Origin of the sequence: Idiomarina sp. 28-8 (genome assembly GCF_000320945.2) — a bacterium.
Lineage (GTDB): Bacteria > Pseudomonadota > Gammaproteobacteria > Enterobacterales > Alteromonadaceae > Idiomarina > Idiomarina loihiensis.
Genome location: NZ_DF266789.1, coordinates 536,191 through 558,402 on the forward strand (window position 1 = coordinate 536,191; position 22,212 = coordinate 558,402).

Annotated in this window: 22 protein-coding genes and 1 pseudogene; 10 read left to right on the forward strand and 13 right to left on the reverse strand. The window is 47.8% G+C overall.

What is annotated here, in order from left to right:
• From RJ32_RS14860 to RJ32_RS02710, 5 genes and pseudogenes are all read right to left on the reverse strand, one after another.
• Positions 1-196, reverse strand: a pseudogene (locus RJ32_RS14860) (DUF1801 domain-containing protein); the annotation flags it as partial.
• A 67-nt stretch (positions 197-263) separates the two neighbouring features.
• Positions 264-467 carry a hypothetical protein gene (locus RJ32_RS14460; protein WP_227016364.1) on the reverse strand — a complete coding sequence of 68 codons (204 nt, stop codon included), beginning with the start codon at positions 465-467 and terminating at the stop codon, positions 264-266.
• Between the two features lie 131 nt (positions 468-598).
• Entirely contained in the window at positions 599-1,015 is a 417-nt protein-coding gene (locus RJ32_RS02700; RefSeq protein WP_034818878.1) for a GFA family protein, read from the reverse strand.
• A gap of 49 nt (positions 1,016-1,064) precedes the next feature.
• Positions 1,065-1,496, reverse strand: coding sequence for an acetyltransferase (locus RJ32_RS02705; protein WP_034819122.1), 432 nt, complete (start codon positions 1,494-1,496; stop codon positions 1,065-1,067).
• Between the two features lie 110 nt (positions 1,497-1,606).
• Positions 1,607-2,257 (reverse strand): putative quinol monooxygenase, encoded by a 651-nt coding sequence (locus tag RJ32_RS02710; RefSeq protein ID WP_051018717.1) that lies wholly within the window; start codon positions 2,255-2,257, stop codon positions 1,607-1,609.
• Positions 2,258-2,489: 232 nt separating this feature from the next.
• Here RJ32_RS02710 and RJ32_RS02715 point away from each other — a divergent pair, with 232 nt between their 5' ends.
• Positions 2,490-3,482 carry a GlxA family transcriptional regulator gene (locus RJ32_RS02715; RefSeq protein WP_034818881.1) on the forward strand — a complete coding sequence of 331 codons (993 nt, stop codon included), beginning with the start codon at positions 2,490-2,492 and terminating at the stop codon, positions 3,480-3,482.
• Between the two features lie 98 nt (positions 3,483-3,580).
• Here RJ32_RS02715 and RJ32_RS02720 read toward each other — a convergent pair whose 3' ends face one another.
• Positions 3,581-4,027, reverse strand: a complete 447-nt coding sequence (locus tag RJ32_RS02720) for a hypothetical protein (protein ID WP_034818883.1) — start codon at positions 4,025-4,027, stop codon at positions 3,581-3,583.
• Between the two features lie 323 nt (positions 4,028-4,350).
• On the opposite strand from RJ32_RS02720, the gene RJ32_RS02725 reads away from it, so the two are divergent.
• The 3 genes from RJ32_RS02725 (at position 4,351) to RJ32_RS02735 (ending at position 8,262) form a co-directional block, all read left to right on the forward strand.
• Positions 4,351-5,337, forward strand: coding sequence for an integron integrase (locus RJ32_RS02725; RefSeq protein WP_051018718.1), 987 nt, complete (start codon positions 4,351-4,353; stop codon positions 5,335-5,337).
• 51 nt (positions 5,338-5,388) lie between these two features.
• On the forward strand, positions 5,389-5,868 hold the full coding sequence (gene greB, locus RJ32_RS02730) for a transcription elongation factor GreB (protein WP_034818884.1): 480 nt from the start codon (positions 5,389-5,391) through the stop codon (positions 5,866-5,868).
• Positions 5,869-5,931: 63 nt separating this feature from the next.
• On the forward strand, positions 5,932-8,262 hold the full coding sequence (locus tag RJ32_RS02735) for a Tex family protein (RefSeq protein WP_034818885.1): 2,331 nt from the start codon (positions 5,932-5,934) through the stop codon (positions 8,260-8,262).
• 10 nt (positions 8,263-8,272) lie between these two features.
• Here the strand turns inward: RJ32_RS02735 and RJ32_RS02740 are convergent, their stop codons facing one another.
• The 3 genes from RJ32_RS02740 to RJ32_RS02750 all read right to left on the reverse strand — a co-directional run bounded on the left by RJ32_RS02740 (position 8,273) and on the right by RJ32_RS02750 (position 10,693).
• Positions 8,273-9,052 carry a putative metalloprotease CJM1_0395 family protein gene (locus RJ32_RS02740; RefSeq protein WP_011233542.1) on the reverse strand — a complete coding sequence of 260 codons (780 nt, stop codon included), beginning with the start codon at positions 9,050-9,052 and terminating at the stop codon, positions 8,273-8,275.
• Between the two features lie 69 nt (positions 9,053-9,121).
• Positions 9,122-9,439, reverse strand: coding sequence for a hypothetical protein (locus tag RJ32_RS02745; RefSeq protein WP_034818886.1), 318 nt, complete (start codon positions 9,437-9,439; stop codon positions 9,122-9,124).
• Positions 9,440-9,553: 114 nt separating this feature from the next.
• Complete coding sequence (locus tag RJ32_RS02750; RefSeq protein ID WP_011233540.1) at positions 9,554-10,693, reverse strand: fatty acid desaturase; 1,140 nt, start codon at positions 10,691-10,693, stop codon at positions 9,554-9,556.
• A gap of 153 nt (positions 10,694-10,846) precedes the next feature.
• Here RJ32_RS02750 and fabR point away from each other — a divergent pair, with 153 nt between their 5' ends.
• Together fabR and RJ32_RS02760 are read left to right on the forward strand one after the other, a co-directional pair.
• On the forward strand, positions 10,847-11,467 hold the full coding sequence (gene fabR / locus RJ32_RS02755; RefSeq protein WP_011233539.1) for an HTH-type transcriptional repressor FabR: 621 nt from the start codon (positions 10,847-10,849) through the stop codon (positions 11,465-11,467).
• A gap of 39 nt (positions 11,468-11,506) precedes the next feature.
• Positions 11,507-13,525 carry a S9 family peptidase gene (locus RJ32_RS02760; protein ID WP_034818887.1) on the forward strand — a complete coding sequence of 673 codons (2,019 nt, stop codon included), beginning with the start codon at positions 11,507-11,509 and terminating at the stop codon, positions 13,523-13,525.
• 70 nt (positions 13,526-13,595) lie between these two features.
• On the opposite strand, the gene RJ32_RS02765 is transcribed toward RJ32_RS02760, so the two are convergent.
• From RJ32_RS02765 to pckA, 3 genes are all read right to left on the reverse strand, one after another.
• Complete coding sequence (locus tag RJ32_RS02765) at positions 13,596-14,801, reverse strand: ABC transporter permease (RefSeq protein WP_034818888.1); 1,206 nt, start codon at positions 14,799-14,801, stop codon at positions 13,596-13,598.
• Positions 14,798-15,742 (reverse strand): ABC transporter ATP-binding protein, encoded by a 945-nt coding sequence (locus tag RJ32_RS02770; RefSeq protein ID WP_034818889.1) that lies wholly within the window; start codon positions 15,740-15,742, stop codon positions 14,798-14,800. Before RJ32_RS02770 ends, RJ32_RS02765 begins: the two co-directional genes overlap by 4 nt.
• Before the next feature lie 99 nt (positions 15,743-15,841).
• Positions 15,842-17,443 (reverse strand): phosphoenolpyruvate carboxykinase (ATP), encoded by a 1,602-nt coding sequence (gene pckA / locus RJ32_RS02775; protein WP_034818891.1) that lies wholly within the window; start codon positions 17,441-17,443, stop codon positions 15,842-15,844.
• Positions 17,444-17,650: 207 nt separating this feature from the next.
• On the opposite strand from pckA, the gene RJ32_RS02780 reads away from it, so the two are divergent.
• Positions 17,651-18,970 (forward strand): sodium-dependent transporter, encoded by a 1,320-nt coding sequence (locus RJ32_RS02780; protein ID WP_011233534.1) that lies wholly within the window; start codon positions 17,651-17,653, stop codon positions 18,968-18,970.
• A 6-nt stretch (positions 18,971-18,976) separates the two neighbouring features.
• On the opposite strand, the gene coaD is transcribed toward RJ32_RS02780, so the two are convergent.
• Positions 18,977-19,477: a pantetheine-phosphate adenylyltransferase gene (coaD, locus tag RJ32_RS02785; RefSeq protein ID WP_011233533.1), complete on the reverse strand. Its 501-nt coding sequence runs from the start codon at positions 19,475-19,477 to the stop codon at positions 18,977-18,979.
• A 177-nt stretch (positions 19,478-19,654) separates the two neighbouring features.
• Between coaD and RJ32_RS02790 the strand changes: the two genes are divergently transcribed.
• From RJ32_RS02790 to glpE, 3 genes are read left to right on the forward strand one after another with little or no spacing between them, the layout of a single operon-like run.
• A complete protein-coding gene (locus tag RJ32_RS02790) occupies positions 19,655-20,845 on the forward strand; it encodes a glycine C-acetyltransferase (protein WP_011233532.1) in 1,191 nt (396 codons plus the stop codon).
• Positions 20,846-20,855: 10 nt separating this feature from the next.
• Entirely contained in the window at positions 20,856-21,881 is a 1,026-nt protein-coding gene (gene tdh, locus RJ32_RS02795; RefSeq protein ID WP_034818892.1) for an L-threonine 3-dehydrogenase, read from the forward strand.
• Positions 21,882-21,888: 7 nt separating this feature from the next.
• Positions 21,889-22,212: a thiosulfate sulfurtransferase GlpE gene (glpE, locus tag RJ32_RS02800; RefSeq protein WP_034818893.1), complete on the forward strand. Its 324-nt coding sequence runs from the start codon at positions 21,889-21,891 to the stop codon at positions 22,210-22,212.

Here is a 22,212-nt window from a genome sequence, read left to right on the forward strand (position 1 = left end):
TCTTTGGCTTCCAATCCAAGCGAATCGCAGTGCCGCCTTTTACCAGGTAGCTGGCCTCGCCCCACTTAAGAGCTTCTTCAACTGTATCCAAATCGTTTTCTTCTGCGACGTCAAGAATGAGCTGACGAACGGCTATAAGCTGCTTCTTCGCCTTGTCAGGGTATGTCGAAAATTTATCCCTTATTTCAGGCTTCACGGAGCCTCCAGTTTCAATACACGTAACGCCGCGCACACGAGCGACTGGCCGCTAGTACAACACATTGTTAGGCAGTCTTACGACCTAGAATTGACCATTGCTGCCAAACACCTAAAGCAAAAAGCCCACCAATAGACAAACAGATACCTGAGCTAATTAACCAAAACGTTGGGCTATTTTCTGGGAACATTGGCATTAACCCTACAAAGAAAACACCACGCAGTAAGAATATTCCGGCAATAAGAATTAACGCTAACTTTGTAAAAGGCAAACGCTTAATGGCCCCCGCGCCCGATAAACCGTAAAACGCCTAAATTTAGCGCGGAAAGCCGCGCAGCGGGTTGATGTCGCAGCCAGCGCCTTTTGCCGGCGATAAGACTTGTTTGTTGGCACTCTTTGCTTCTACTTCTTAACTGCACGGCTTGGTTCATGCCCATTGTACCGAGGTAGTTCTGCATCAATATCATCCCAGTTTGCGCTAGAAGATACAAAATTGTGCGATATCGGCCTCTCCACAATATCAGTATCTAAAATGCCTAACCGTAAGCGTAATAGTTCTGGTGATTCGTCGTTACTGCTAAAAATTGGCGATGCACAGACGCTACAGAAATGCCGTTTCTTGCCAGGAGCAATTTCATAATAATTAATTTGCTCCTCGCCAGTTTTAATTAGGAGACCCGCTTTAGCTACAAAACCATTTGTCGCGTATGCAGTGCCACTGCTTTTTCTACACATTGAGCAATGGCAGTAAATAATTGAATCAATACCACCATGTACTTCTATTGTTACAGCACCGCACAAACAGCTACCCTGATACATTTTATTTCCTTATGTTAAATAGCCGCGCGTGCCAGGCCTTGTTAAATTTTTATAGCGCCATATGCAACAGCGGATATGGCTTACCCTGGCCATCGACTGGTGACCGATCTCTCACTTTAAAGCCAATATGCTGATAAAAACCCACCGCCTGTTCATTCTGCTCGTTTACATCGACCTTAGATGCTCCCAGCTCTTCGATAGCATGGGCCGCCAACATGGCACCAATGCCTTTCCCTCGTGCATCAGGTGAGATGAACAACATCTCAATATTACCGTCATGTACTCCACTGAATCCCTGAATTTCACCGTTACCGCTTTTAGCGCACCTTAAATCAACTGCGCCAAAATACTGCTCCAGAATTAACGGCTTTAACTCCTGTAGATCATCTTCAGCCAGAAAATCATGCGTTGCCCTGACCGACGCTTCCCAGATTTCTATCAGCTTAAGGTAATCTGCTTTTTCTACGATCTCAATATTCATCACTAAACCCGATTGAAAATTTAACACCATAATGTGGGGTGCGCGTTTAGCGCATCCCACACAATTAACTTGTTAGGCATATTGTAACTTAGCAAATTAGGGGTTAAAAATTATTTTTCTGCTTCTGCGATAACTTCAAAGTTGTGAATATTGGGTAGAACACCGTTTTCCCAGCCTCCCACAACAAGGTCGTCAGCTTGAGCGTTGAGTGCGGCAGCAACTTTGCCGGCAAAATGAGCTTCTCTGCCACTTTCATCAGTAAAGGTATCAAAAATGCCAAACGTGTTATCGTTTAATTTAAGTGCTGTCCATAACAACGTCTTTGGCTCTGTTTGCTCGATAACAGAAGCTGCCCCTGTTAATAACTCCTCTAGTGCTTGCTCTTTGCCTGCTTGTGCGTTAAGCACAATATAAGTCGCTTGAGTTGCGCTTAGCGAATTTTCACTCGGTTCTTTGTATGATAAGACAGCAGAATCAGTGATATTAGCGACAACGCCTTTATCCCAGCCTTGGGCAACTAAGATGTCTGCATTCTCATTTAATGCAGCAGCCACTTGCCCAACGAAATGCTCTTCTCTACCGGCTGCATTTGGGAAAAAATCAAAAATACCAAAACTACCGTCTGTTTTTTTAAGTGCATACCAATATAAGGTATTAGGCTCAGTTTGAGTGACGAGCTTTGCGCCTTCAGTCAGAAAATTAGCTAGGTTTTTGTCCTGCTCAGATTTAGCTGTAAATGGAATATAAGTTGCTTCTTTCATGGTTGGCTCCTGGTGTAGTGTGTTTTGAGCATGTGATAGTGATGCATTGGTTAAAATAAAAAGCGATGTTGCTAAATAAACTGTCGCGCTACGCATTAGGTTCGGTACTTTCATCTTTTTGTCCTCATGTTTGAATTGAAGCACAATTCTATGCCTTAAAATCACTTGACCCGCATAGGCAAAAAAGACACTATACGTGCAATATTTGCCAAACACAGATAAACCTTAATTTATGACGACAATTGTGATTCTAGCTATTGAAGGCGTACTACCATCAGCCCTAATGGGCATAAATGATATGATGGCATTAAGCGGTTTGAACTTTTTTCAAAAATCTGAAGATAGCGATTCTGGCAATGTAGACTGGAATCCAACCGTCAAATTGGCGAGCCATGATGGAAAGCCTATCACAGATGGACACGGACGAGCTTTTGAGGCTGACTCTGATCTTGGTTCCATTGATCACTGCGATGCTATTTTAGTACCTGGCTTCATCCCCAATGGAGAAGGCTGCCCACCACAAATTATGACCAACTCGAAGACGCAATCTTGGTTGCGCGCGCGCTACCAACAAGGCGCACTGGTATGCGGTTCATGCAGTGGCGTATTTGCGCTCGGTGAAGCAGGGGTTCTGAATGGTAAGCGATGCACCACCACATGGTGGTTACATGATGAATTAAAACAACGATTCCCTAGAGCAAGTGCAGAGTGGGCCAGCGAATTAATTGATGATAGAGGGATTATTACTGCGGGTGGCCCACTGTCTTGGGTAACGATTACACTCCATATAGTCAAAAAGCTAGCGGGTGCCGAAACCGCAAAAGTAGTCGCTGATTTTTCAGTGGTTGATGCAATACCTAAGTCTCAAAATTTGTATGTACCAGAAGGTTATCAAACTTCAAAAAACTCATTTTTAGCAAAAGCAGAATACGCCATTCGTAAGGCGCACTATCAAACGATGAATGCTAAAGACTTATCCAAAATCATGGCCGTTTCTGAGCGCACATTAAACCGGAGGCTAAAAGAGCTAACAGGTGAAACACCCAAAGCCTTTATTGATGGAGTTCGAATAAGCCATGCATGTACATTATTGGTCACTACCAACAAATCGGTAAAAGAGATCGCTTTCTCTCTAGGTTATTCAGACGATAGTGTATTTCGTCGCCTCTTCAAACAAAAAATGAAAATGACCCCTTCGAATTATCAGCAGCTAAGGAAGCAATAATTAAAACTAAGCTTTCTGCCTAACGCAAAGCACACGGGCGACGAGCCGCGCAGCGGGTTGGCGTCCCAGCGACCAACGGAAGCGAGTGATGCGTATTGTTAGGCATTTTTGCCACCTAAAACTGACCACTGCTGCCATGAACCAACAGCAAACAGGCCGCCAATAAACAAACATATACCAGAACTAATTAACCAAAACGTCAGACTGTTTTCTGGGAACATTGGCATTAAGCCGACGAAGGAAATGCCACGAAGTAAAAATATACCAGCAATGAGGATTAGCGCTAATTTTGTCAGAGGTAAACGTTTAATTGCGCCCGCGCCTGACAGGCCATAAAGCGCCCAAACCAAAAGCAACATGACAACGACAGAGGTTACAATTGTCGGATACCAAAGCCCTTGCTCTGCCATCAGAGCCATCTGTTCACCTGCACCGAAGAAACGATACCAATCGCCTCCGAATACAATACAGCCCAGATGAGCAAGTGCTGCAACGAAACAACATATCGCCGCAGTCAGAAGGTACTTATTACTAGCAGAATGCATCTTTCCTCCGTGAATGCCTAACATTTGTATATTGTGCGTGCGCACTTTGCGCGTTCATTAAATTGCTCCCTTTTTCTTTGCAACCCTTTAATAACTCGTTTTATTTTTCAAAAAAACCACCAAAAACAGACAAACTAATTCGAGCATGCTCATTTTTGATCTCACGAGTGCACAATATCCAACTTTACTTTTTTATTATGTAACTGACATTAAACGAGTTAAATACGCAATACAACAACAAACTATGCAATATTGCTGACAAAAGTGAGCCGCAAGTTAGGCTAAAGTTAATGGCTAATTTCAAAACTCAAGGATGAGAGTTTATGCCTAGCCCATTTATTGAACAAATACGCGCTGATATGCGTTTACGTGGTTACAGTTTAAGAACAGAGAAGTCCTACTTAGGCTGGATTCGTCAGTACATTTATTTTCATAAAAAACAGCACCCTAAAAAACTGGGCAGTAATGAAGTTCGAGAGTTTCTAAGTTGGCTAGCTAACGAACGCCATGTCGCCATAAATACTCAGAAAACGGCGCTTAATGCTTTGGTCTATCTCTATCATAAAGCTCTTGGCAAAAAACTCGGCGATTTAAACTTCAGTTTAGCAACCAAACAGCGACAGTTACCTGTTGTTTTATCGCCCAGCGAAGTCATCGATATTTTGAGCCAATTAACCGGACGTAATCGCTTAGTTATCGAGTTGCTTTACGGTAGCGGTCTTAGAATAAGTGAGGCACTAGGCTTACGAGTTCAGGATGTAAACCTAGAAAATCTTTCTCTTACTATTCGTGATGGAAAAGGTAAAAAAGACCGGCAAACGTTGTTGAGCGAACGCTTAGTTCCTCAGATTAAGGAGGCGATAAGTACAGCATTAAAGGTACAAGCTGATGATAACAAAAAAGGTGTCGGCCCATCCTTACCTAGTGCGCTTGATAGAAAATATCCCAACGCTTTTAAGCAACCCGGTTGGATGTTTGTCTTTCCATCAACTTCCTTGTGCGCACACCCTTACACCGGCGTTCTTTGTCGACATCATCTTCACAGTAGCGTCATTAGAAAGGCCCTTAAACCAGCAGTCGTTCAAGCAAAGGTTTATAAAAAGGTAAATTGTCATACCTTTCGTCACTCCTTCGCCACGCACTTGCTACAAGGCGGTTGCGATATTCGTACGGTTCATGAGCTGCTGGGCCATAACGATGTTAAAACCACTCAAATATATACGCATGTTATTGGTCAACATTACGCTGGTACGTCTAGCCCGCTAGACAATCTAACATTCCCCTCGCTGCCATTTCCTTCGGAGCAATAACCCAGTAAAATCATGAGTTATCTTTAAACGCAGGCAGTAACGAATAAGCGTATGAAAACCAATTTAATTACCCTTGGCGGTTATGAAAAGTTGCAGCAGGAGCTTGAACACCTTTGGCGGGTGGAGCGCCGCGAAACAGTGGAGAAGGTGTCGTGGGCGGCGAGCTTAGGCGATAGATCTGAGAACGCGGATTACAAATACAATAAGCAGAAGCTGCGTAAAATTGATGGCCGCATTCGTTACTTAACCAAGCGTCTAGAGCAGGTGAAGGTGGTGTATTACTCGCCACAACAAGACGGCAAGGTGTTTTTTGGTGCCTGGGTAGAAATTGAGGACGAGGAAGAGAATGTTCGCGCCTTTCAAATTGTCGGGCCAGATGAAATTTATGATCGCAAAGACGCGGTGTCTATTGATTCGCCTATGGCGCGTGCATTGCTGAAAAAGCAGGTGGACGACGAGGCGGAAGTTAACACGCCTCAGGGCAGTAAAGTCTGGTTTATTAATAAGATAAGTTACCAACAGCCCGCGTAGCCAATTCGTGATAGTATTCGTCCCCATTATTTGTCGTAAAGTTTCAAAACTAAGAGATGTACTATGAGCCAGATACCGCAATTACTTGCTAATGAACTGAAGGTTGATGAACGCCAGATTTCGTCTGTTATCCAGTTGCTGGATGAAGGCTCAACGGTGCCCTTTATTGCGCGCTACCGTAAGGAAGTGACCGGCGGCTTAGATGACACGCAATTGCGTCAGCTGCATCAGCGTCTTAACTACCTGCGCGAGCTGGATGACCGCCGCCAGGTGATACTCAAGTCCATTGACGAGCAAGGCAAACTGACCGACGAACTGACTCAGAGCATTAAAACCGCAGACTCGAAAACCGAGTTGGAAGATTTATACCTGCCCTACAAACCGAAGCGTCGCACCAAGGGGCAAATTGCCATTGAAGCAGGGCTTGAACCGCTGGCAGACATGCTGTGGAAAGAACCAACTCAGAACCCGGAGCTGGCCGCGGCAGAATACATTGACGCCGACAAAGGCTTTGCCGATACGAAAGCGGTACTCGACGGTGCCCGCGCTATTTTAATGGAGCGCTTTGCCGAGCAGGCGGAGTTACTAAAACGTTTGCGTTCGCACTTATGGCAGAACGCGCACCTAACCAGCACAGTTGCGGCGGGTAAAGAGAAAGAAGGCGCTAAGTTCCGCGACTATTTTGAGTTCTCTGAACTGTTTAAAACCATCCCTTCGCACCGCACGCTGGCTTTGTTGCGTGGCCGTAACGAAGGCTTTTTACAGCTTTCTATGGACGCTGCCCCGGGCAGTGAAGATAAAACCGCCGGCTCACATTGCGAAGTCATTGTGGCGGACTTCCTGAACTTTGAGCACAAAGGCCGCGCTGCCGACGACTGGTTGCGTCAGGTTATTCAATGGACCTGGCGGGTGAAATTGTCACTGCATATGGAAACAGAGCTAATGGCCCGTGTACGCGAGCGTGCTGAGGAAGCGGCCATTCAGGTATTTGCCAGCAACCTAAAAGACTTACTGATGGCGGCACCTGCCGGGGCTAAAACCACCATGGGCTTAGATCCGGGTGTTCGTACCGGTGTTAAGGTTGCGGTGGTAGACGAAACCGGTAAAGCGGTTGCCACTAACACCGTATTCCCGTTCCAGCCGCAGAACCAAATGGACAAAGCCATGCGTACGCTGGCTACCTTGTGCAAGCAGTACAAAGTGGAGCTTATCAGCATTGGTAACGGCACCCACTCGCGCGAGACCGACAAAATGGTCGGCGACATGCTGAAACAACACAGCGACATTAAAGCCACTAAGGTTATAGTGAACGAAGCCGGTGCTTCGGTTTACTCGGCGTCTGAACTGGCTGCGCAGGAATTCCCGAATATGGACGTGTCGCTACGTGGTGCAGTCTCTATTGCCCGCCGCTTGCAGGATCCGTTGGCAGAGCTGGTGAAGATTGAGCCTAAGTCTATTGGTGTAGGCCAATACCAGCACGACGTGAGTCAGTCACAACTGGCGCAAAGTCTGGATGCGGTGGTTGAAGACTGCGTAAACGCCGTGGGTGTAGATGCCAATATGGCTTCTGCCGCGTTGCTGCAGCGCGTATCCGGCTTATCGAAAACTTTGGCGAAGAACTTAGTTGAGCACCGCGATGCGCATGGTGCGTTCCGTAATCGTAAGCAATTGCTGGATGTTGCGCGCATGGGACCAAAAGCCTTTGAACAGGCAGCAGGCTTCTTACGCATTAGTAACGGCGAACAACCACTGGACGCCTCCTCGGTTCACCCCGAGGCTTATACTGTGGTTGAACGCATTGCCAAAACCAATTCAATTCCGGTACAGGAACTTATTGGTAATCAGCAATTGATTAAAACCTTGAACGCTAAAGACTACACCGATGAGCGCTTTGGTCTGCCAACGGTTACCGACATTTTGTCCGAACTGGAAAAACCCGGCCGCGACCCGCGTCCTGAATTCAAAATGGCAGAGTTTAAAGAAGGCGTTGAGAAAGTCAGTGATCTGAAGCCCGGCATGTTGCTGGAAGGTGTGGTAACTAACGTGGCGAACTTTGGTGCCTTTATTGATGTTGGCGTGCATCAGGACGGTCTGGTGCACATTTCAGCACTGGCGGACAAGTTCGTCAGCGACCCGCGCGAAGTGGTTAAAGCCGGCGACATTGTGAAGGTAAAAGTGCTGGAAGTGGACATTGAGCGTAAACGTATTGGCTTAACCATGCGCCTGAGCGATGAAGCCCCAGCCAATACCGCAGGCAGCGACAAGCCTAAAGCGAAAACCGGAAGCGGACCTAAGAAAAAACCTTCAGGCAATGGTGGTCGTGCGCCACAGCCACAAAACTCAGCAATGGGCAGTGCATTAGCAGACGCCTTTGCAAAAGCGAAGAAAGATTAAACAGGAATAGTTAAGCGGTAGCGCTGAATGAGTCCACGGAAGGACGAACGCGCTTATCGTAAAATGAAGAAATCATTTCGCCACGTTCGGACGATGAAAGCGTTTTTCTACCTTCTTCGGCAGGTGTTACAGCACCTGATGACGCGGATTGGCTACTAGAACCGCCTTTATTTTCACCTTCCAGACTTTTATTAAACGGCGCGTTAATACTGATATCGGGGTTTTGTTTCTCGCCTTCCTCACCGCTTTCGCTTGCCTCAACTTGCATTTGGGCTAATTCCGCCCGAGCCTGCGTGGCTTTATTAGCCGCTTCGGCAGCAATTGAACGGTCGGCAGCAGAAGGTTGTGCCGGCGCTAATGCCGCGCGACGTACCAACTGCATTTTTTGAATGGTCGCTTGCGGATCACCGTTAACCGGGCTGACATCTATTTGAACTTCGCCGCCCACAGCATAAGACTTACCGTCAGGCCCGCGTTCGTATTCATAGGAAGGCGAGCCAGCATGCTGGCCGCCAACTGCCGCGTGGGCTTGTTCGTGTACACGAACTTCCTGATCACGGCTTTTTAGCTCATCGACTTTTTCAACTTCTTCTTCACTGAGCTTCTGCTGATTCTTTTCAGCATTGTCAGTAACTTCTTTGCTAGCTTTGTCGGTGGCTTTTTTGCTGTCAGGCTTTCCATCAGCTTTCGCGTCAGGTTTTCTGTCGGCCTGGGTATCGGCTTTATTACTGGATTGATCAGATTTGGCAGGTTCATTCACCAGCGGTCGCTGCAAATTATCCCTGTTCATCGACTCCGCAGGTGGTGCCGACGTTACAGGAATAGGCGGTAACGCTGGTGAGATATTCATGTTAGAACATTAAGCGCTGGTATCAATCATTGTGCCCAACATCTCGTCGGCAGTTTCTACCGTACGGGTGTTTGACTCAAAGTTGGTCTGCCCTTGGTTCAATGAAACCAGAGAATCAGTTGTGTTGGCAGCCGTAACGCTTTGACTGGTTTCAGACGCAGTCTCTGTTGCGGCCTGAGCACCATTGGCATTAGCATTACCTTGCTGCTGAACATCATTACGACCCGATGTTGAAGCAGACGCAATTTCCTGACTCGCTTGTGATACCTGCTGGTTTGCACGTTGCATACCCTGCAGGCCTGAGTTCATTGCTACACCAATTTCCATCGTTTCCTCCCACACACTAGGGCGTGTTACTACGAATGTATTTGTCAGTATCGTTTATATTTTAAACATTTTCAAGTACTGACAAATGCCATTCGTCGCAATTTCAACCAATAATTACGCGTGCTGCTGAATTTGATTTAATAGCGCTTTCCAGGAGCGTTTTTGCATTTCCAGCGAAGCCTTCATTTCATCCACTTGACGCTTCAACGCATCAATATCGTGATGCACATGTTCTTTCAAGGCTTTAGCTTTAGTATCCAGAAGCTTTTTACGAGCCTGATAATAAGCCTTCAACTGCTGGCCCATCTGGTCATAATGCTCCTGAGCCCTTTCAAACAAAGATTCCGGCGCTGCCTGAGCTTTCAGCTGAGCTCGTTTTAACTGCATTTGCAGTTTCGCCCGCTCGACCTGATACGGCGAGCTGCGCTTTAAGTTTTTCGCCAGACCCAGCCATTTACTGGCTACGATCAGCCATTTAGTTGGGTCGAACTGCCACCAGCGAATACCGTTACGATAATCCGCGGCAAAAATGTGGTGGTAATTATGGTAACCCTCGCCAAACGTCAGAAACGCCAGCACGCCATTGTCGCGCGCAGTGTTTTTGTCGGTATAAGGCTGTTTACCCCAAATATGCGCCAGCGAGTTAATAAAGAAAGTGGTGTGGTGGTTTAGCACCAGGCGCAACACGCCAATAACCAACAATCCTGCCCACACGTCGCCCAGCATGAAACCGGCGGCAATTGGCCAGCCAAAGTTCACAAACAGAGTTAGCGGCAAGTAATACTTGTGCTGCCACATAACAATTGGGTCTTTCTGCAGGTCTTTAACGTTATCGTAGTCAGTATAACGGCTCGCCTGATATTCACGGATCATCCAGCCAATATGCGAGTACCAGAAGCCTCGCTTAGCTGAATACGGGTCTTTGTCGTTGTCATCAACGTGCTTGTGGTGCTCACGGTGGTCAGAAGACCAGTGAAGCGCACTGTTCTGCAGCGCAACCGCACCGCCAATGGCAAAAATAAAACGAATTACCGGGTTTGCATCGTATGTACGATGCGCCCACAGGCGATGATAGCCCGCAGTAATAGATAAGCCGGCGAAACACGCCGTGCCCAACATAACCCACCAAAACGCGGCACCAATGCCAACGCTGTATGCGTATAAAGGTACACCAACAATGGCGACAATAAAGGTAATAGAGAACACCAGGGTGTTTAACCAGATAATGGGGGGCTTTTCAGAAATCTTTTGCATGCATATAACCTAAAACATTCAAATAAAGGCAGGCGTCTAATAGCGTACACCTGTACGCTGAATTTACGTGTTTCGTGTTCAAATTACAAGCGGTAAAAGTGTAAAAAGCTGTGTTATCATTCTTAATATACACGCAAAGATGACTATACGACTATGGCCGGAATTCGCGCAAAGCAGAAAGAGAAAACCCGACAGGCGTTAATTAACGCGGCAATGAACCAATTAAGCGCCGAAAACGGTTTCTCGAGTTTGAGCCTGAGAGAGGTCGCGCGCGAAGCCGGAATTGCCCCCACGTCATTCTACAGACACTTTCGTGACATGGATGAGTTAGGACTCACTTTGGTCGACGAATGCGGCCTGGCTTTACGCCAACTATTACGCCAGGCGCGTCAGCGCATTGAATCCGGCGGCTCTATTATTCGGGTATCTATAGAAACTTTTATGCAATTTGTGGCAAACAATACTGCCACCTTCAGATTATTGCTGCAGGAGCGTTCCGGTCGTTCACGCAGTTTCCGTTTGGCGGTAGTGCGCGAAATAGATCACTTCAAGGCAGAACTGGAAGACTATTTAGTGAACGAACAGTCGTTTAGCCGAGAATTGGCCGAGTTACAGTCGGACACTATTGCCAAAATTGTATTCAGCGCCGGAGCCGACTGCTTTGACGTAGACGAAGAAGAACGCGAAATTATTACCGAAAAAACGATTCTGCAAGTTCGCTTAGTTGCCCGGGGCGCCGAAGCGACTCGCCGATTACTAAAACGAGAGTCATAAAAAAACAATCTTAATCAGAACAAGAGACTGGAGAACATTATGCTTTTACGTGCTGTAGGCGGTATGGCATTAGCGGTCTGGGCGGCAGATATTGATGCCCGCGAGATGACGCTAATGGAAACCGTAACCACCAAAGCCATTCGTTCGGCTCAACTGTCGCCGGATGGTCAATTCACTGCGGTTATCCGCTCAACACCCCGTACCCCGTACGAAGACGACGACGGCTCCAGCTACAGTGAGTTAGTGCTTATTAATGCTGAAGGCGAAGAAACGTCTTACCTGAGTAAAGACAAAAAGTTCGGCCGGGTCAGCTTTGGTCCGCAAAGCGAATACCTGTACTTTACCGCTAAAGAAGAAGGCGATGAGTATCAGGAGCTTTACCGCATGCCTGTGCACGGCGGCGGTATTCAGTCGGTGTTTGAATTTGACGGTAATATTGGCGGCTACGCGTTAAGCGATGACGGCGAGCAACTTGTCTTTTTGTCTTCAGGCGCGAAAGACAGCGATGAAGAAAAGCTTTCCAAAAAAGGTTTTAAAGCCGAAGTCTACGAAGAAGACTTAACCTATACGCAGGTTTACCACGTGTCACTGGGTGAGGAAGACGCCGAAGCTAAAGCAGTTACTGTCAACGACCAGCACGCGCTTTCGGTTAGCTTCCACCCGAATAACGAACAATTACTGGTTCGTACCGCACCAACTTCGCTTATCGATGACAATTACATGAGCAGCCAATATCAGCTTATTAGTCTGGACGGCGAAGTAGTCACTTCTTTTGACAGCGAGGGCAAGCTTGGTCGTGCAGAATTTTCACCGGACGGTCGTTATTTGGCCATGATCCGTGCTGCTGACTACAACGATCCTTCTGCTGGTTCTTTATTTGTTTACGACACTCGCGAGCAAGAACACCGCAACGTGTTGCCCGACTACAAAGGCTCTATCAAAGATTTTAGCTGGCGTACCGATGAAGAAATTATCTGGTTAGGCCACCGCGGTACCGAAACCGAAGTTCAGGCATTAACGCTTAAGTTTTTAGAAAGCCGCAGCCTGTTAGAGTTGGGTGAAGCCATTTTCACCAGTCTGGACGCTGAAGCCGGTAAATCAGAGTTTGTTTTAACAGGCCACCGCCCTAGCCACCCGAGCGAAGCGTTTAAGTACAGCAACGGCCGTCTGGAGCGTTTAACCGACTCTAACCCCTGGCTGAATGAAATTGATATGCCACGTCAGGAAACCGTGACCTATGAAGCGCGCGACGGGCTTAAGCTGGAAGGCATTGTGGTCTACCCGAAAGACTACGAAGAAGGTAAAACCTACCCAACCGTGATGGTAATTCACGGTGGCCCTGAATCGCATTACAGCAATGGCTGGTTAGACCGCTATGCATCCCCGGTTAAACATGCCGCAGCCAAGGGTTATGCCCTGTTCTTCCCTAACTACCGTGGCAGCACCGGTCGTGGTGTCGAGTTCTCTAAGCTGGGTCAGAATGACTACGCGGGTAAAGAGTTCGACGACATTGTTGATGCGAAAAAACACTTGGTTGATATTGGTTTAGCCGATGAGTCGAGCGTAGGTATTACCGGCGGGTCTTACGGTGGTTACGCTTCGGCCTGGGGCGCAACCGCACAGACCGAACACTTTGCAGCCAGCGTTATGTTTGTGGGTATCAGCGACAACTTATCTAAGTTTGGTACCACCGACATTGCCAAAGAAATGCACGCTGTTCATGCCCGCAGCTATCCGTGGGACAAGTGGGAATGGTACTTAGAGCGCAGCCCAATTTATCACGCAGAAAATGCCCGTACGCCTATTCTTATTATGCATGGTAAAGAAGACACCCGAGTACACCCTTCACAGTCTATGGAGCTTTACCGCTACCTGAAAACTCACGGCAAGGTACCGGTTCGTTTGGTGTTATACCCCGGCGAAGGCCATGGTAACCGCAAAGTGGCGGCACAGCTGGACTACAGCATGCGCTTTATGCGCTGGATGGATACCTTCCTGGTAGAAAAAGCAGAAGAGAAGCCATCGTTTGAGCTGCCGCACGCTGAACAGCTTAAGTAAAGCAGACTCCGAATAAAAAGCCGGGATACTTCATTTTGAAGCTCCCGGCTTTTTTGTCAGTGCAATTTTGTTATTTACCCGAAACTGCCCGCCAAATTTCCTTCCAGCCCGGTTCTTTTCCGTAATACTGAATCCCCATAGCGAACAAACGCCCCGCTACATTTCGCATCCAGTAGACAAAGGCCGCTAGTAACACCAGGCTCAGCAACCATTCCCATACCGCAACGTCAGTCTGCAGTAAGCGTGCGGGCATCATCGCAAAGGAGCTAATAGGCAGAATGCTCATCACCGTAGCTAAGGTCGAGTCAGGCGCACTTACCACACTAAAGCTGAGAAATATTGGCAACATAGGTACCAGCATCACCGTACTGCGGGAGGAGTGGTTAGGGTCATCGATGGTTGCGGAAAAGCCCGCTAGTAAGGCGTTAATTAGGACCGTGCCCAATAAAACAAAGATAAGACTCAACAGACCCGTGCCAACACCCCAGTCCAGACCTGAACTGCTCTTATCGGACAGTGCCGCAACCACCAGGCTTACGCCCAAAATCATTAAACCAATAAAGAGCATCGATTTCAGGCTGTGCAAGGTAATGCCGATAATTTTGCCATCCATCCACTGAGTCGGTGTCACGATAGTCAGCAACTGCTCAGTTACACGCTGTTGTTTCTCTGCCGTTATCGACATCATCATCAAACCGAAGCCGGTAAAAACGCCAACCATTATAACCACCAGTAACATGCTGGCTGAGCTGTCAGTAGCATCATCAATAGAAGCTTCTTCGCTCTCTTCAATAGAAAACGCTATATCCGGCTTTTCATCAATAACCGCTTTTTCTTCCGGAGCCAGTGGTAACTGCTGAATACGCAGATCCTGCAGTTGATCCTGTAATTCGCTACGCAATTCCTGTTGCCAGGTCTGAGACTTCTTAACCCAGACTTTTGCGGTTAATTCAGGTGTTATGACAATTAATGTATCTAGCTCTTCCGGTAATTGTGCTTTCCACTTTTCTACTTCCATGGTGCCAGCACTGCGAAGGTTTAAGTCTTTTGGGGCCTCAAACTCCCAAGACTGGGGTTTGCCTTCTTCATAGAAAATAGCTCCGTGATATTCATCTGACAAAAGTTGAGCTATTGCGCCCCAGCCAGTGCTCACGACAAAAATGGCGACCAAAATGACAATAGACAAAAGTTCCTGCTTCCATTTAAAAAAGCGCTTAAACTCCCACCACGAAATAGCTTTTAACTGCTTAAAGTAACCCGGACTCGTCTGTTTCATGACTGCGCCTCCTCGCTGCTTTTCTCATCACTCGCTTGCCGACGAATCGTATTCAGATACAAATCGTGTAATCCGGGCTGAATAGGCGCAAAGGCTTTAATCGGAACCTGCTGCGCCAGTTGTGGCCACAACTGATCTATACCGGCATCCGCCTCAAAAGTTATCTCCACTTGCTCGTCATTCACTTTACGCATGGACTCTATTTGCTCCACGCCCTGCCAGCTATCCAACGCAAGCTGAGCATTGGTTGTTACCCGGTAAACCGGCTCAGGCAGCAAGGTATTGCGAATTTCCTGCAAGCTGCCCTGAGCTACCGCCCGTCCTTTATTCATTAACAACATGGTGTCGGCTAAACGCTCAACCAGCTCCATTTGGTGTGCACTTAACACCACCGTTTTGCCGCGCTCGCGCAACTCGTTTAAAACCGTCAGCACGTGCTCCTGGTTTACCGGGTCTAAACCCGAAAAGGGTTCATCCAGAATCACCAGTTGAGGGTCGTGCAGCAGCGTGGCAATAAGTTGTACTTTTTGCTGGTTTCCCTTAGACATCTGACGCAAAGGCTCGTCTTTACGGTCAGTCAGTTCAAACCGCTCCAGCCAGCTATCAATATCGCTGCGTATATCGCTTAGCTTCAACCCGCGCAAACTGGCAATGTAATTCAGGTTATCCAGTATGGTTCGGTCCTGATACAAACCGCGGTCTTCAGGCAGGTAAGCAAAGTCGTGATAGGTCAGCTCAACACTCTCGCCGTTATTCTCAACGAGGATCTCACCCTCATCGGGCTGAGTGAGGCCAACCAGCATACGAACCAGGGACGACTTCCCGGCACCGTTAGGACCGAGTAACGCCTGAATCTTGCCGGGCTGAATATCGAGGGAGATAGCGTCTACCGCCGTTACGGTGCGGTAACGCTTAGTGACATTATTAACTGAAAGGCGCATGTTATTTTTCTGTTATTTGCTTAAGAAGCGCCTATCTTAGAAAGACAAAGGGCCCGTAACAAGTGTTACGAGCCCTTTAATTTGTTTCAAACTATGAATTTACAGCTGAGGGCCTGCGGCAACCAGCGCTTTACCGTTATCAGTATCAGTAAATTTCTCAAAGTTGGCAACAAAACGTTCGGCTAAGTCTTTCGCACGAACGTCCCACTCACCGTCATCTTCGTATGTTTTACGTGGGTCCAGAATGCTACTGTCCTCAACACCGGCCAGCTCAGTTGGCATAGCGAGGTTAAAGTGAGGCAACTGCACAAATTCAGCGTCTTCAATTGAACCATCTAAAATGGCATCAATAATAGCGCGCGTCGCTTTAATAGAAATGCGCTTGCCAGTGCCGTTCCATCCGGTGTTAACCAGGTAAGCTTCTGCGCCAGCCGCTTCCATACGCTTAACTAAAACTTCCGCGTACTGCGTTGGGTGCAGGCTTAAGAACGCCGCGCCAAAACAGCTTGAGAAGGTTGGCGTAGGCTCGGTGACACCGCGCTCAGTACCGGCTAATTTAGCAGTAAAACCGGACAAGAAATGATACTGCGCTTGCTCTTTAGTCAGCTTAGAAACCGGAGGCAATACGCCAAAGGCATCGGCTGTCAGGAAAATAACTTTCTTCGCGTGACCCGCTTTAGACACCGGCTTAACAATGTTGTCAATGTGGTAAATAGGGTAAGACACGCGAGTGTTTTCAGTTTTCGAGTTGTCGTCAAAATCAACGATTCCGTTGTCATCGACAGCAACGTTTTCTAATAGTGCGTCACGGCGAATCGCGTTGTATATGTCAGGTTCCGCTTCTTTCGACAAGTTGATGGTTTTTGCGTAGCAGCCACCTTCAAAGTTGAATACACCGTCGTCATCCCAACCGTGTTCGTCGTCACCAATAAGTGCGCGTTTCGGGTCAGTCGACAGGGTGGTTTTACCTGTGCCTGACAAGCCGAAGAAAACAGCCACGTCACCTTCTTTACCAACGTTAGCAGAGCAATGCATAGAAGCAATGCCTTTTAGCGGCAGGAAGTAGTTCATCATTGAGAACATACCTTTTTTCATTTCGCCGCCGTACCAGGTGCCGCCAATTAGCTGAATTTTTTCAGTTAAGTTAAACGCAACAAAGTTTTCTGAATTCAGTTCCTGTTCCTGCCACTTAGGATTAATGCACTTGGCACCATTCATAACAACGAAGTCTGGCTCAAAGTTTTCCAGCTCTGCTTCGCTTGGGCGAATGAACATGTTTTTTACGAAGTGCGCCTGCCATGCCACTTCGGTAATGAAGCGAACAGCAAGACGAGTGTCTTCGTTAGCACCGCAATAGGTATCCACTACAAACAAACGTTTGTGCGACAACTGCTCAGTGACCAAACCTTTCAGTTCATTCCAGGTTTCGGTCGACAGTGGTTTGTTGTCGTTTTTGCCTTGGTCAGCCCACCAGACGGTATCGCGAGTTGTGTCATCGCGGACAATGTATTTGTCTTTAGGGGAACGTCCGGTGAAAATTCCGGTATCGACAGCAACCGCACCCAGGTCCGTTACCGTTCCTTTTTCATAACCTTGCAGGTCGTCGCGAGTTTCCTCTTCGAATAGCAGGTCGTAGGACGGATTATGGACAATTTCTTCGACATCTGTGATGCCGTAGCGGCTCAGATCCAGATTAGGCATGACGTAAGGCTCCTGAGATTACGGTCGTTCGTTAACGTTAACAGCAGCAACACAGCGTAAAAAATCCTGTTTTACAGTTTGGTTACTGGCTAATTTTCAGGGCGCGAATATTAACCTGATTGTGTAAAAAAAGATAGAGCAAAATTTTGCCAGTTCGTTAGAATGCCCGCCTGACTTTTGTATGCAGCAGTGGGTTTCTGATCATTTATGCGTGACTCCTTTCACAGCCGAATTGGCTTTATATTAGCAGCCGCGGGCTCTGCCGTTGGCCTGGGAAATATTTGGGGCTTCCCTACTCAGGTTGCGAACCACGGCGGCGGCGCCTTCCTGCTGGTGTATCTTTGCGTAATCTTTATACTTGCCATACCCGCTTTATACAGCGAAATGCTGATAGGCCATAGTGCGCAGGCGAACCCGGTTCGCTCCTTAACGCAGCTGTCCGAAGGACGCGCCCGCCCTATTGGCCGCTTAATGGGTTACCTTAATGTGCTGGGCTCCTGCTTAATGCTCAGCTTTTATCATGTGGTGGCCGGCTGGATGCTAGTTCACGCTTTAGGCTTTCTGGCTCGTGGCTTTGGTATTGAAGTTGCTGCCGAATTTTTGCTGAACAGCTCACTAACCCGCGACTTAATTTTCACCGCTGTATTTTTACTCGCCACCGCTTACGTAGTGTTTCAGGGCGTGGAAAAGGGTATAGAGCGCTGGTCAAAGCGTCTGATGCCTACCTTAGTCGTTTTACTGGTAGCGCTTATTGCCTACATGCTGACCTTACCCGGCGCCGACGAAGGCCTGAAAAAATACCTTGTCCCCGACTTCAGCCTCATGACTGACACCAGCATTTTAGTGGCGGCTATGGGCCAGGCGTTCTTCTCGCTTTCCATTGGTTTGGGCGGCATGATGATATACGGCTCCTATCTAAAGCCCGGTGCTAACTTAGGTCGTTTAAGCTTGTCAGTGGCTGCACTGGATACTTTTATCGCTTTTCTGGCAGGGTTGTTAATTATTCCTGCTCTGTATGCAGGCATTCACCTGGGCGTTAATGTCGGCGAAGGCTCTAAACTCATTGGCGAAGGCCAGCTCATTTTTGCGGTACTGCCAGAGCTATTTAATAGCATGGGCATTGCCGGACCTTTTGTGGCTTTTGCATTTTTTATGTTGCTGAGTATTGCCGCTCTAACCTCGACCATTGCTCAGGCCGAAGTACCGGTGTCTTACTGCATAGAAGAACGCAAACTGAAACGACCAGTGGCAACCGCCCTGTCACTGAGCGTTATCGCGATGTTTTCATTGCTGTTGATTCTGTTCTTTGAGCCGCTGTTTGGCTGGGTTGTTACTGCGGTCACACAGTTCCAGCTGCCGCTGTCAGGGTTATTCTACTTGCTGGTGGTAGGCTGGTTATGGCACCGCAGCAATCACCTAAAAGCTATTGCTGCGGGTAGTGTCGGCTTAACCTTGTTACGCTGGCATATCCGTTATTTATGTCCGGTACTGATGAGCATCGTGTTTTATCACGTAGCCTTTGGTTAAGCGGGGTTAACTTTTACCCGGACGCTTACCGGAAAACTTCTGTTCCAGTGCTGACGCCACCCGGGCGTCAGTAAAACCGGATACGTCGCCGCCATGCAGCGCCACCTCTTTTACTAAAGAAGATGAAATAAACGAGTTTTCCTCTGCCGGCGTCAAAAACACGCTTTCCAGATTCGGCGCCAAACGTCGGTTCATATTGGCTAGCTGAAATTCGTATTCAAAATCAGACACCGCGCGTAACCCGCGAATAAGCACTGTTGCTTCGTACTCTTTGGCAAAGTTCACTAACAGCCCGGAAAAGCCAACGACAGTGACATTATCGAGGTTTTCAGTCACTTGCTGCGCCAGCAAAACCCGCTCTTCCAGACTAAACAGCGGCTTTTTACTGGGGCTTTCTGCAATACCCACAACAATTTCACTGAACAAGTTGGCGGCTCGTTCAATTAAGTCGGCATGGCCATTTGTAATAGGATCAAAGGTTCCCGGATAAATTGCTCGGCGGTGCATAGAGTCTCCTAAACCGTTATTTGTGCAAGCACTTTATTTGCACGCTTTTCATTTGCCCTAAAGAGTACACGCAAGTGCACACTAAACAAAAGCCCGATATTCAAATTAAGGATGCGAGTTGCGACTAACATCAGTAAACTAGAGGGTAACTTACGTTTTCAAATAGTGGAGTAAAAAATGAGCTCAGCCTTTTATCAGCAACTGGCCGACCAACTGGCCGAAACCAAAGCCGAAGGCTTGTACAAGAAAGAACGTATTATCAGTTCGGACCAAAGCTCTGAAATTACTGTGAATAACCGCAAGGTACTTAACTTCTGCGCTAACAACTATCTGGGTCTGGCAAACCACCCGGACTTAATAAAAGCCGCCAAGCAAGGTCTGGACGAACACGGTTTTGGTACGGCTTCAGTGCGTTTTATTTGTGGTACTCAGGATATTCACAAAACGCTGGAACAAAAACTGAGCGAGTTTTTAGGAACAGAAGACACCATTTTGTATTCGTCATGTTTTGACGCCAACGGCGGTTTGTTCGAAACCCTAATGGGCCCCGAAGACGCTATTATTAGTGACGAGCTCAACCACGCCAGCATTATTGACGGTATTCGCTTGAGTAAAGCGAAACGCTTCCGCTACAAAAACAACAATCTGGAAGACTTAGAGGCTCAACTTAAGCAAGCTGACGCAGACGGTGCGCGCCATAAATTAATTGCTACCGACGGTGTGTTCTCAATGGACGGCGTTATTGCCAACTTAAAAGGTATTTGCGACCTGGCCGACAAATACGACGCACTGGTCATGATGGATGACTGCCATGCCACCGGTTTCTTAGGCGAAAATGGTAAAGGCACACATGAATACTGCGACGTTATTGGCCGTGTTGATATTATCACCGGTACCTTAGGTAAAGCGCTGGGTGGTGCTTCTGGTGGTTACACTTCAGGTAAGAAAGAAGTTATTGACTGGTTACGCCAGCGTTCACGCCCTTACCTGTTCTCTAACTCAGTAGCACCTGCCATTGTGCAGGCATCTATTCGTGTACTGGATATGCTGGCAGAAGGCGGCAAGTTGCGCAGCCAACTGTGGGAAAACGCCAGCTACTTCCGTGAGCAAATGACGAACGCAGGCTTTACTTTGAGCGGCGCAGACCACGCCATTATTCCTGTTATGGTCGGCGACGCCAAACTCGCGTCAGAAATGTCAGATCGCCTGTTGGAAGAAGATATTTATGTGATCGGCTTTTCCTTCCCTGTCGTTCCTAAAGGCAAAGCTCGTATCCGCACGCAGATGTCTGCGGCACACACACGTGAACAACTGGATCGCACCATTGAAGCCTTTACCCGTATTGGTAAAGAGCTGGGTGTGATTTAAGGAGTAAAGAATGAAAGCTTTATCAAAACTGCACGCAAAACCCGGCATCTGGATGACCGACGTTGAGAAACCGGAGTGCGGCTACAACGATTTGCTGATTAAAATTAAGAAAACCGCCATTTGCGGTACCGATGTTCACATTTATAAATGGGACGACTGGTCGCAGAAAACCATTCCTGTTCCTATGGTGGTGGGTCACGAATATGTCGGTGAGGTTGCCGCTATGGGCGACGGTGTTCGCGGTTTTGAAATTGGCGACCGTGTTTCCGGAGAAGGCCACATTACCTGTGGTCACTGTCGTAACTGCCGCGCTGGCCGTCGTCACTTGTGCCGCAATACCTATGGTGTGGGTGTGAATCGTCCGGGTGCTTTTGCAGAATACCTGGCACTGCCAGCTGAAAACGCTTTTAAACTGCCAGATGACGTTACTGATGAAATGGCAGCCGTATTCGACCCATTTGGGAATGCTGTTCACACCGCCCTGGCTTTTGACCTGGTGGGCGAAGATGTGCTGATTACCGGTGCTGGCCCTATTGGTATTATGGCAGCAGCCGTTGCCCGGCATGTTGGCGCGCGCCACGTGGTTATTACCGACGTAAACGAATACCGCCTGGACTTAGCTCGTAAAATGGGTGTAACCCGCGCAGTGGACGTTAGCAAAGAAAAACTTTCTGACGTTATGAAAGAACTAGGCATGAAAGAAGGCTTCGATGTGGGTCTGGAAATGTCTGGTGTTCCGTCCGCGTTTTCACAAATGCTGGAAACCATGAACCACGGTGGCAAAATTGCCATGCTGGGCATTCCGCCGGAAAACATCGCTATAGACTGGAATCAGGTCATTTTTAAAGGCTTGGTCATTAAAGGCATTTACGGGCGCGAGATGTTTGAAACCTGGTACAAAATGGCCAGCTTGCTGCAGTCGGGTCTGGATATTTCTCCAATTTTGACTCACGAAATGCCTATTGATGATTTCGAGAAAGGCTTTGAAACCATGATTTCAGGCCAGTCCGGCAAAGTCATACTGAACTGGGATTAATGCGTAAATGAGCAATTATCAGCTAATGGAATTACCCATCGCCGTTGAGCATTGGCAAAATGGCGATGCGGTTTTTGTTGATATTCGTGACCCGCAGTCCTTTGCTGCGGGCCACATTCCAGGCGCTCAACACCTGGATAACAGCAACCTGCCGCAGTTCCTGAGTTCGGTTGATAAAAACCAAAAAGTAATTGTGGTTTGCTACCATGGCATTAGCAGTCAGGGTGCTGCTGATTACATAGCAGGCAACGGCTTCACTGATGTACACAGCATGGATGGCGGTTACACGGCCTGGTCCATGTCTTTTCCAGAACATACCGAAAGGGAGTAA